This window comes from Streptomyces sp. (assembly GCF_050698815.1).
GTDB lineage: Bacteria > Actinomycetota > Actinomycetes > Streptomycetales > Streptomycetaceae > Streptomyces.
The window spans coordinates 1-10508 of the sequence record NZ_JBOHCV010000054.1 but is presented as its reverse complement, the minus strand read 5'-3'; the positions used below and the strand labels follow the sequence as shown (position 1 = coordinate 10508).

Below are 10508 nucleotides of genomic sequence, written 5' to 3'. Positions count from 1 at the left end.
GGCCGCCTCCAGGAACGCCAGCGGGTCGGTCTCCACATCCAGACAGCCGCGGCTGCCGCAGTGACACGGGCGGCCCCCGGGGTCGACGGTCAGATGCCCGACCTCCAGCGCGAGGCCCGAACTCCCGGTGTGCAGCCTGCCCTCCAGCACCAGGGCGCCGCCCACGCCACGGTGGCCGGTGCCCACCACGAGCAGGTGCTGGGCACCGCGCCCCGCACCGTGCCGGTGCTCGGCGAGCGCGGCGAGGTTGAGGTCGTTTGCCGCGTAGCCGATGGCCGTCGTCTGACCGGACGGACCGGGGATGCGGGCGTCGGCCAGGCTGCGGGTGAAGATCTCGCGCACCGGGGCGCCCGCCTCCCAGGCCAGGTGCAGCGGATTGAGCGCGGTGCCGTCGGGCTCGGCGACGGAGGAGGGCACCGCGAGTCCGGCTCCCACGCAGCGGCGTCCGGTTTCGCGCAGCAGACCGGCACCGACCTCGACCACCTCGCGGAGCACGTGAGCCGGGTCGGCCGTGACCGTTCCGCAGCCGGGCGCGGTGGCGACGAGATGCCCGCCGAGGCCGACGAGTGCGGCGCGGAAACCGTCGGCATGCACCTGCGCGGCCAGCACGACGGGGCCGTCCGGGTTCACGGCGAGCCGGTGCGAGGGCCGGCCCTGGGTACCCGCCGCGGCGCCCGGCCGGGAATCGACCGTGATCAGCCCGAGCGTCTCCAGCTCGGCGGCGACGGCCCCGGCGGTGGCCCGTGTCACGCCGAGCTCGGCGGTGAGCACGGCCCGGGTGGGTGCCCGTCCGGTGTGCACGAGTTCCAGCGCCGGACCGAGGGCGGTGCGGCCTCTCTCCAGCCTTGTTGTACGCGTCGGGGTCACCCCTCTATTCTCGCTTTGTGCCGACACCAAACAAAATACGGTCGGCGCTTGCCGGTGCGATGGGGCGCGGCAGCCACTCCCGGCCTGTCCCTCCGGACCCGGACAAGCGCCTCCTCCGTACCGCGCTCACCGCGTTCTTCGCCCTCGACGGCTTCCTCTTCGCCGGCTGGGTGGTCCGTATTCCCGCCGTCAAGGAGCAGACCGGGGCCTCCCCCAGCGCGCTGGGGCTGGCTCTGCTCGGCGTCTCGGCCGGCGGCGTGATCACCATGATGCTCACCGGAAGACTGTGCCACCGCTTCGGTACGCACGCCGTGACCGTGGCCGCGGGTGTCCTGCTCTCGTGCAGCGTCGCGCTGCCGCCGTTGACCCACTCCGCCCTCACCCTCGGTCTCGTCCTGCTCGTCTTCGGCGCCGCCTACGGCGGGCTGAACGTCGCGATGAACGCCGCCGCCGTCGAACTGATCGCCGTACTGCGCCGCCCCATCATGCCCAGTTTTCACGCCGCGTTCAGCCTCGGCGGCATGGTCGGCGCCGGTCTCGGCGGCCTGGTGGCAGGGCAGTTGACGCCGGCCCGGCATCTGCTGCTGCTCGCCGTCCTGGGGCTGGCCCTGACCGCGCCGGCGGGCCGCAGGCTCCTCAGGTACCGGAACCCGCCCCTCCGCCGGCCAGGACAGGACGGGCCGCCGCAGCCGGGACAGGAGCACCGACCGCCGGGTGCCCGCACCATGGCGGGCCGCACACGGCGCCTGGTCCTGGTGCTGGGGCTGATCGCGCTGTGCACGGCTTACGGGGAGGGCGCGCTCGCCGACTGGAGCGCACTGCACCTCACCGCCGATCTGGGCACGGGTGCCGGAGCGGCGGCTGCCGGGTACTCCGTCTTCGCGCTGGCCATGACCATCGGCCGGCTCTCGGGCACGGCCCTGCTCGAACGGCTCGGCCAGCGCCGCGCGTTGATCCTCGGCGGTGCGACCGCGAGCGCCGGCATGCTGCTGGGATCGCTGGCACCGACCGTGTGGCTCGCGCTCACGGGCTTCGTGATCACGGGACTGGGGCTGGCCAACATCTTCCCCGTCGCCATCGGCCGCGCGGGCGCCCTGGCGGGCCCGAGCGGCGTCGCCGCCGCCTCGACCCTCGGATACGGCGGCATGCTGCTCGGGCCGGTCGCCATCGGTTTCCTGGCGGAGTGGTTCTCCCTGCCGGCCGCGCTGACCACGGTCGCTCTGCTCGCGGCGGTGGCCGCCGCGGTCGCGCTGGTCACACGGGGCGCGGCCGGCGACTGAGCCGCACCCGGGGGGCACGGCACTGTCCCGCGCCCCCGGCACGTCGTCAGCCGAGGGTCAGTGTCCTGTGCAGTCCGCCTCCGAGCTGTTGCCCGCATAGACCTCGAACAACCTCAGCGTGTGATGCGGCGTCCTACGGGAAGATTCCCGAACGGCTAGGGAAGTCCGCCGCGTTGCAGCGGTGACGCCATGGAAGGGGCCGGGGCCATGGGGACACGTACGCAGGCCGAGCGGGACGCGGTGACGGTGGAGATCGGCTTCGCGCTGTTCACCGGCACGGTGCTGGCGGGGCTCTGTTTCCTCGCCGTCGCGGGCGGCAGTCACCTCGCCGGGGTGCCGGATCCGCGCCCCTGGCTGCTGTTCGCCATGCTGAGTTCGGGCGCGGTCTTCGTCACCGGGGTGCTGTGCGTACTGCTCCCGAAACGGCGTGCCGGGCCGTCCTCCGCTCAGCCCAGCCAGCCGGGGCGCACGAGGCCGGATTCGTAGGCCAGCACGACCAGTTGGGCCCGGTCCCGGACGCCGAGCTTGACCATGGCGCGGCTGACGTGGGTCTTGGCGGTGAGCGGTGAGACCACGAGGCGGCGGGCGATCTCCTCGTTGGACAGGCCGATGCCGACGAGCGCCATCACCTCACGCTCCCGCTCGGTGAGCTGCGCCAGCGACTCCGCGGCCGCGGGTTCCTTGGACCGCGCCGCGAACTCCGCGATGAGGCGCCGGGTCACCCCGGGCGAGAGCAGCGCGTCGCCCTCGACCACGGCCCGCGCGGCACGTACCAGCTCCTCCGGTTCGGTGTCCTTGACGAGGAAGCCGGAGGCTCCGGAGCGGATCGCCTCGAAGACGTACTCGTCCAGCTCGAACGTGGTCAGCATGACCACTTTCACCTCCGCCAGCTCCGCGTCCCCGGTGATCCGGCGCGTGGCGGCAAGACCGTCCAGCACCGGCATGCGGATGTCCATCAGGACCAGATCGGGCCGCAGTTGACGCACCATGCTCAAGGTCTTCTCGCCGTCGGTGGCCTCGCCCACGACCTCGATGCCGGGCTGCGCGTCCAGCAGGGCGCGGAATCCGGCACGGACCAGCGACTGGTCGTCGGCGAGCACTACGCGGATCACGGCGTCTCCTTCGCGGCGGCGTCGGCCGCACCGGTCACGGTATCGGCGGGGGACAGCGGAAGACGGGCGGTGACACGGAATCCGCCGTCCGCGCGCGGCCCCGCCTCGGCGCCGCCGCCGAGCGCGGCGGCCCGCTCACGCATCCCGACCAGGCCGTTGCCGCCACCGGTGGGCCCGTCGTCCCCTGTCGCCGGTCCGTCGTCGTCGACGTGGAGACGCAGCTCGCCGGATCCGTAGCACAGCCGCACGCGCGCGACGCGGGAGCCGGAGTGGCGCACGACGTTGGTCAGTGCCTCCTGGATGACGCGGAAGGCCGCCAGGTCGGCTCCGGGCGGGAGCGGTGCCGGGGTGCCCTCGGTCTCGATGGTCACCCGCAATCCCGCGCCGGCGGCCTGGCCGGTCAGCTCCGGCAACCGGTCGAGGCCGGGTGCGGGGGTCCGCGGCGCGGTGCCGGGGGCGCGCAGGGTGTCCAGGACCTGGCGTACCTCACCCAGGGCCTCCTTGCTGGCGGCCTTGATGGTGGTGAGCGCGGTGCGGGCCTGTTCACGGTCCGAATCGAGCAGCGCGAGGCCGACACCTGCCTGCACGTTGATGACCGAGATGCTGTGGGCGAGCACGTCGTGCAGTTCGCGGGCGATGCGCAACCGCTCCTCGTCGACGCGGCGCCGCTCTTCCTCCTCCTCCGCGACGCGGCGCCGCGTCCACTCCTGGCGGCGGGTGCGCGCGAGTTCGCCGGCGGCGACGATGGCCGCGACCCAGGCGGCGACAACGAGTTCGGGTGCCCAGCCGGGCGCGCTGTCACCGGCGGGCGGCAGCCAGGGATAGAGCAGATGACCGATGACCAGGTGTCCCGCCCAGACGAGTGCCAGGGCGCCCCAGGCGGCATGGCGGCGGCCCGCGACGACAGCGCCGAAGCAGGCGACGGCCACACTCAGGAAGACGGGGCCGTAGGGGTATCCGGCGCCGATGTACACCGTGGCGACGGCAGCGGTTCCGAATGCCGTCGTACCGGGGCCGCGGTGCCGCAGCACCAGCAGCAACGGCCCCACCGCCAGCAGCAGATGGGCGTAGACGTCGAGCGGCAGCCGCGATCCGGCCTGACCGGTCGCGGCGGCCTGGGACCCCACCTGCTGGATGACGAGCACAGCCAGCGAGGTCAGCCACGGCAGCCGCCGGGGGTCGGGGGGCCGCTCCGGCCAGCGCCGCCCGGGCGGGCCTTCGGAGCCCGGCCAGGGAGGGCCGGCGGGGTGCCGGTGCGGACCGGTGGAGCCGCGCGGCCGGAGGGGGCGTTTCATGCTCGTCACGCTAGCCGGGACGGCACCCGGCGGCGTCGGCCGTACGCGGTCATCTCGGCTACTTCCCCGGGAGTACCCGGAGCCGGTCAGGCGAAGCCGACGCCACGGGCGAGCCTGACGACCGAGTGGTCGAAGAAGGCGGCCCGGGGCTCGCTCACCCGCTCGAACCGTCCGAAGGGCTCGGAGCTCAGCAGCCGGGCAACCGCGCCCAGGCGGCGACCGATTCAGCCAGGAACGGCGCGGTTACGGGCGCGGGATCGGAGGCGGCATCGGCCGTGCCCGGTGTGGGCTGCTCTCGTTATCCGGCCTGCGGCCGGTCCAGGGTGTCCAGGGCGCGGCGGGCCACGGGGTGCGTCCGTACGACCTCGGCGATCGAGGTCGCGCCACGGGTGAAGCGCGCGAAGACGTTCCAGGCGGGCCGGAAGCCGGTCAGCGCGGCGTGCAGCAGGCCGGGGCGGCGGGAGAAGACGTTGAGCATCCGCCGCCCGACTCCCATCTCCACGCCCAGCCCGGCCTTGATGGCGAAGGCGTAGTTCAGCGCCTGCCGGCGGGCGTCCACCGCGTCGTGCGACTCGGCGACGCGCACCGCCCACTCCCCCGCCAGCCGCCCGGAACGCAGGGCGAAGGAGATGCCTTCACGCGTCCACGGTTCCAGCAGCCCGGCGGCGTCGCCGCAGACCAGCACCCGGCCGCGGGAGAGCGGGGAGTCCCCGGCCCGGCAACGGGTCAGGTGCCCGGTGGAGATGCTCGGCTCGAACCCGGCCAGCCCCAGCCTGCCGACGAAGTCCTCCAGATAGCGCTTGGTCGCGGCCCCTTCACCACGCGCCGAGATCACCCCGACGGTGAGGGTGTCCCCCTTGGGAAACACCCAGCCGTAACTCCCGGGCAGCGGCCCCCAGTCGATCAGCACCCGGCCCGCCCAGTCCTCGGCGACGCTGGAGGGTACCGGGATCTCCGCCTCCAGGCCGAGGTCGACCTGGTCCATCTTGACGCCGACGTGCGCTCCTATCCGGCTGGCGCTGCCGTCCGCCCCGACCACGGCGCGGGCGAGCACGGGCTGCTCTCCGCCGGCGAGCACGACGGCGACGGTGCGACGGTCGGGAACGGCCGGACCGTGCTGTTCGACGCGGGAAACGGTGACGCCCGTACGCACCTCGGCCCCGGCCTTGACCGCGTGCTCGACCAGGGACTCGTCGAGTTCGGAGCGGTTGACCAGCCCGAAGAGCATCTGCCGGGAGCGCCGGGTGCGGGTCATTCTGCCGTTGAGCGAGAAGGTCACGGCGTGCACGCGGTCACGCAACGGCAGGTCGAAGCCGGGCGGCAGGGAGTCGCGCGAGGGCCCGATGATGCCGCCGCCGCACGTCTTGTAGCGCGGCAGTTCGGCCTTCTCCAGCAGCAGGACCCGGCGGCCTGCGACCGCCGCGGCGTAGGCCGCGGACGCCCCGGCCGGGCCGGCGCCGACCACGACCACGTCCCAGACCGTGCTGTCCCCGTCGTCACCCCGGGCTTCGCCCGGGTCCGCTCCTCCGGCTGCGTCCTCGCTGCTCACGATGTGCTTCCGCTCCGCTCGAACTCGGCTCCGCTGTCGCCCTTCGCATCCTACGGCGGACGGCTCGCCCACCCCGCTGTGGGAGTATCGGCGACATCTCTCGTACGCGTGTACTGCACACAGTCCGCGCAATTCGCGCATCCAGGCGTCCGACATCGCACCCACAAGGAGCGTTCTCGATGGATCTCAGCACAGCACCCGGCGAACCCGGACAGGCCGACCGCACCGCCGCCGTCGCCGCCACCGTCGCCGGCCTGATGCCGCGGGCCCGCACCGAGCTGGCCGAGCTGGTCGCCTTCAAGTCGGTGGCCGACCCCTCGCAGTTCCCCCGGAGCGAGTGCGAGGCCGCGGCGAGCTGGGTCGCCGGCGCGCTGCGCGACGAGGGCTTCGAGGACGTCGCCGTACTGGACACCCCGGACGGCACCCAGTCCGTCTACGGTCTGCTGCCCGGCCCGGCCGGCGCCCCCACCGTGCTGCTCTACGCGCACTACGACGTGCAGCCGCCGCTGGACGAAGCCGCCTGGCACACACCGCCGTTCACGCTGACCGAGCGCGACGGCCGCTGGTACGGACGCGGCGCCGCCGACTGCAAGGGCGGCCTCATCATGCACCTGCTGGCGCTGCGCGCGCTCCGGGAGAACGGCGGCGTGCCGGTCACCGTCAAGGTCATCGCCGAAGGTTCGGAGGAGCAGGGCACCGGCGGGCTGCAGCAGTACGCCGAGGCGCACCCTGAGCTGCTGGCGGCCGACTCGATCGTCATCGGCGACACGGGCAACTTCCGGATGGGTCTGCCCACGGTGACGGCCTCGCTGCGCGGGATGGCGGTGCTCCGGGTGGGCGTGGAAACGCTGGCGGGCAATCTGCACTCCGGCCAGTTCGGCGGCGCCGCCCCGGATGCCCTCGCCGCCTTGATCCGTACCCTCGACTCGGTGCGCGACGCCGAGGGGGGCACGGTCATCGACGGCGTGGAGTCCGGGTCCCGCTGGGAGGGGCTGGCGTATCCGGAGGAGGACTTCCGTCGCGACGCCAAGGTGCTGGACGGTGTCGGCCTGACCGGCTCGGGCAGCGTCGCCGACCGCATCTGGGCGCAGCCGTCGGTCACCGTGCTGGGCATCGACTGCCCGCCCGTCGTGGGCGCCACCCCCTCCGTACAGGCGAGCGCGCGGGCGGTGATCGGGCTTCGGGTGCCGCCGGGCGCGGACACCGCGAAGACCACCGAACTGCTCGTCTCCCACCTGGAGTCGCACGTGCCGTGGGGCGCCCGGATCACGGTCGAGGTGGTCGGCCAGGGGCAGCCGTTCCGCGCGGACACCGGCAGCCCCGCCTACACGGCGATGGCCGAGGCGCTGCGGACGGCCTACGACGGCGCGGAGATGCAGATCGCCGGGCAGGGTGGCTCGATCCCGCTGTGCGACACCCTCTCCTCTCTCTACCCGCTGGCGGAGATCCTGCTGATCGGGCTGAGCGAGCCGGAGGCGCAGATCCACGCGGTCAACGAGAGCGTCTCACCGGAGGAGCTGGAGCGGATGTCGGTCGCGGAGGCGCTCTTCCTGCACGGGTACGCGCAACGGGTCTGACCGGGCACCGGCACCGGCCGCCCGGCGGGGAATCAGGGCTCCGCGCCGACCGGGACGCCCGCCTCCAGATAGCGGGGGCATCCGGTCTCACGGGCGCGCAGCGCCCCTCGGAGCCGGTCGAGACGTACCGGCGGCAGCAGTTCGGCGGCCTCGGCCTCGGTGACGAAGCGCCAGTCGCGCAACTCGGCGCCGGGCAGCAGGAGTTCACGGGCGTCTCTGGCCCCGAGGCGGCCTCCGTCGAAGAGGAGCCGCAGGCCGCCGTAGCCAGGAGGCTTCGGCGGCTCCCAGTCAGCGACCAGCAGCCGCAGGTCCGCCGCCAGCCGCAGCCCCAACTCCTCGGCGACCTCTCGTACTCCGGCCCGCGCGGGCGCCTCACCGGGCTCGACGACGCCGCCGGGGAACTCCCAGCCGGGTTTGTAGGTCGGGTCGACCAGCAGCACCCGGTCCCGCTCGTCGAAGAGCAGCACCCCGGCGGCGACGGTCTCCGCGGTGGGTTCGGGGGTCTGTACGATCTCCAGGGCTCCGGACCCCTCGCCCAGCGCATCGGCGACGCGTTCCGCGGTCTGCCGCGGCGTCAGACCGGCGGTGTCCACGGTGTGCGCGTCCGCGGTGAGCCAGCCGAGGGCGGCCCGGTAGGCCGGCAGATGCCGGTGCCCGGCGCCGCGGGCCGACTCCTCGCCGGTGACCCCCCGTTGCTCGGTACGTGCGCGAAGGATCGTTTCCTCCGTGCGCAGCAGCACATGGCACACCGGTATCCGGCGCGCGGCGAGGGCGCCGAATATCTCGTCCCTCCACTCCTGTCTCAGCAGGGTCATCGGAATGATCAGCGGACCCGGCACCTCCGTCAGCAGAGCGGCGGCGGTGTCGGCCACGAGCCGCCGCCAGGAGGGCAGTTCCTGGCAGTCGCCGATCCCCGCGAGGCGTTCCTTGGGGAGCATGGTGCGCAGCCCCGCTCCGATGAATTCCGGTTCGCACAGTGTGCTGCCCGGAAGCAGGTCCAGAAGCTCGTGCGCCGCGGTGGTCTTGCCCGCGCCGAAGGCGCCGTTGAGCCACACGATCACGGTCCGTCTCCCCCTCTGCCGTCGCCCCCCGTCTCACGCTGCCCGCTCAACCCTGTCGCGGAAACGCGCCGGGGCCGCGCCATCGCAAAACGCCGGCGTGCGCGGCGGATTCGCGTACGGTTCGGGCGATTTGAGTGGGTGACGGCCGCGTCGGGGATCAGGCGGGGGCGGCAAGGCCGGGAGGGCTCCAGCCCGGATCACGCCCCGTGACGGCGAGGACTTCCTCGAAGGGCGAGGCACCGGAGGGAAGCGGGAAAGGCTCGCCGAACACGTTCATCTTGCGCGCCATCGGCGCCAGCGCCGCCAGTCCCTCGTTGAGCACCGGCACACTGGGTGCGTACGGGGTGAAGTCCTGCCCGGTCGCACGGGCGAGGTCCCAGGCGTGCACGGTCAGGTCGCCGAGCGCCATCTCTCCCACGGTGCGCTGCGGCAGGCCCATCCCCTGCGAGGTGCCCTCCAGCGCGTCGGGGGCCGACCAGGCCTCGACCAGCCGCGCGGTCTCCTCGGCGAAGCGGGCGCGCCAGTCGTCGTCGCCGAGGCGGTCGGGGGTGGTGGCGAAGTCCGCGGTTCCCCGCGCGGCGAGGGCCTGGAAGCCGACCACGACATTGAAGAGGTGGTTGAGCAGGGCGCGTACGTCGTACTCGTCGCAGGGCGTCGGCGCCCCGAGCTGGGTCTGAGCCACCCCGCGCACCACGGGGAGGGCCGTGCGGGCGGCGCCGTCCAGGAGTTGGCCGAAATCGTTTGTCATGTTCGGAACGCTACGGCGGCCACGCCCGCCCCGGATTGAACAAACGCGACGCCGGTGCCGCATAGAATCGCCGTCATGGCAGCTCCGCATGTCAGCAGGGTCCACTGATGCCACCCGGCCCAGGAGGCGAGCCCGGCGGGTCCGGCGAGCGGGGCGAGCACGCCCCGGACGGGCCGCGCCGTGACACCCGGGGCATCGTCGACGCCTCGGAGCTCCTCGCCCGGGTCCGCTTCAGGCGCCGCGCGGCCCTCGCGCAGCTGCGCCCGTACGTGGAGCACTACTGGCTGATCGACTGGGACCTCCAGGAACCCTACGTCTCACAGGTCGTGCCGCACCCGTCGGTGAACATCGTCTTCCAGCGGTACGGGGCCGGGCCGCCCGTCGCGGAGGTCGCGGGCGTGGGGCTCGGGCTCTTCTCCACCACGCTGGAGGGCGCGGGCCGGGTGTGCGGCATCCAGTTCCGGCCCGGCGGCTTCCGCCCTTTCCTCACCACCCGGGGCCGTGGTTCGGTCGCGGCGCTGACGGGGCGGCGGGATCCCCTCGGCGACATCTTCCCCACCGCCGTGGACGTGCCCGCCCACGTGCTGTCGGCCACGGACGAGGACGGGCGCGTCGCCGCCCTGGACGCGTTCCTGCTCGGCCTGGGTCCGGTGCCGGACCCCGCCGTCGACCGGGCCATGCAGCTGGCCGACCGGGTGCGCACCGACCGTACGATCACCCGGGTCGAGGAACTCGCCCGCCGCGAGGGCCTGTCGGTACGGGCCCTGCAGCGGCTCTTCGCCGCCTGTGTCGGTGTCTCTCCCAAGTGGGTGATCCTTCGCTACCGCTTCCACGACGCGCTGGAACGGGCCGCCGCACAGCCGGACGTGGAATGGGCGCGGCTGGCGAACGAGCTGGGCTACAGCGACCAGTCTCACCTGGTACGGGACTTCACGGCGACCGTGGGCGTCCCGCCCGCGGAGTACGCGCGGGCCGCGGCCGGACCCGGCCCGCCCGGGCTCCCGGAGCCAGGCCGGCGC

Annotated in this window: 10 protein-coding genes; 4 read left to right on the top strand and 6 right to left on the bottom strand. The window is 73.6% G+C overall.

Going from position 1 to position 10508, the window contains the following annotated elements:
• Positions 1–867: ROK family protein (locus ACRDP3_RS02340; protein WP_431515109.1), on the bottom strand; the 867-nt coding region annotated here is incomplete at its 3' end.
• Between the two features lie 17 nt (positions 868–884).
• Here ACRDP3_RS02340 and ACRDP3_RS02335 point away from each other — a divergent pair.
• Together ACRDP3_RS02335 and ACRDP3_RS02330 are read left to right on the top strand one after the other, a co-directional pair.
• Positions 885–2147 carry an MFS transporter gene (locus ACRDP3_RS02335; protein ID WP_431515108.1) on the top strand — a complete coding sequence of 421 codons (1263 nt, stop codon included), beginning with the start codon at positions 885–887 and terminating at the stop codon, positions 2145–2147.
• A gap of 207 nt (positions 2148–2354) precedes the next feature.
• Positions 2355–2633, top strand: a complete 279-nt coding sequence (locus ACRDP3_RS02330; protein ID WP_431515107.1) for a DUF6332 family protein — start codon at positions 2355–2357, stop codon at positions 2631–2633.
• Here ACRDP3_RS02330 and ACRDP3_RS02325 read toward each other — a convergent pair.
• The 3 genes from ACRDP3_RS02325 to ACRDP3_RS02315 all read right to left on the bottom strand — a co-directional run bounded on the left by ACRDP3_RS02325 (position 2594) and on the right by ACRDP3_RS02315 (position 6103).
• Positions 2594–3259: a response regulator gene (locus tag ACRDP3_RS02325; RefSeq protein WP_431515106.1), complete on the bottom strand. Its 666-nt coding sequence runs from the start codon at positions 3257–3259 to the stop codon at positions 2594–2596. The genes ACRDP3_RS02330 and ACRDP3_RS02325 overlap by 40 nt on opposite strands.
• Positions 3256–4554, bottom strand: a complete 1299-nt coding sequence (locus ACRDP3_RS02320; protein ID WP_431515105.1) for a sensor histidine kinase — start codon at positions 4552–4554, stop codon at positions 3256–3258. Before ACRDP3_RS02320 ends, ACRDP3_RS02325 begins: the two co-directional genes overlap by 4 nt.
• A 298-nt stretch (positions 4555–4852) precedes the next feature.
• The gene (locus ACRDP3_RS02315; protein ID WP_431515104.1) at positions 4853–6103 is read right to left on the bottom strand and encodes a geranylgeranyl reductase family protein; all 1251 of its coding nucleotides are present in this window, start codon (positions 6101–6103) and stop codon (positions 4853–4855) included.
• 179 nt (positions 6104–6282) lie between these two features.
• Here ACRDP3_RS02315 and ACRDP3_RS02310 point away from each other — a divergent pair, with 179 nt between their 5' ends.
• On the top strand, positions 6283–7680 hold the full coding sequence (locus tag ACRDP3_RS02310) for a dipeptidase (RefSeq protein ID WP_431515103.1): 1398 nt from the start codon (positions 6283–6285) through the stop codon (positions 7678–7680).
• A gap of 32 nt (positions 7681–7712) precedes the next feature.
• Here ACRDP3_RS02310 and ACRDP3_RS02305 read toward each other — a convergent pair whose 3' ends face one another.
• Positions 7713–8741 (bottom strand): NUDIX domain-containing protein, encoded by a 1029-nt coding sequence (locus ACRDP3_RS02305; protein ID WP_431515102.1) that lies wholly within the window; start codon positions 8739–8741, stop codon positions 7713–7715.
• Positions 8742–8898: 157 nt separating this feature from the next.
• The gene (locus tag ACRDP3_RS02300) at positions 8899–9489 is read right to left on the bottom strand and encodes a TIGR03086 family metal-binding protein (protein ID WP_431515101.1); all 591 of its coding nucleotides are present in this window, start codon (positions 9487–9489) and stop codon (positions 8899–8901) included.
• Positions 9490–9596: 107 nt separating this feature from the next.
• Between ACRDP3_RS02300 and ACRDP3_RS02295 the strand changes: the two genes are divergently transcribed.
• A partial coding sequence (locus ACRDP3_RS02295) for an AraC family transcriptional regulator (RefSeq protein ID WP_431515100.1) occupies positions 9597–10508 on the top strand: 912 nt, incomplete at its 3' end.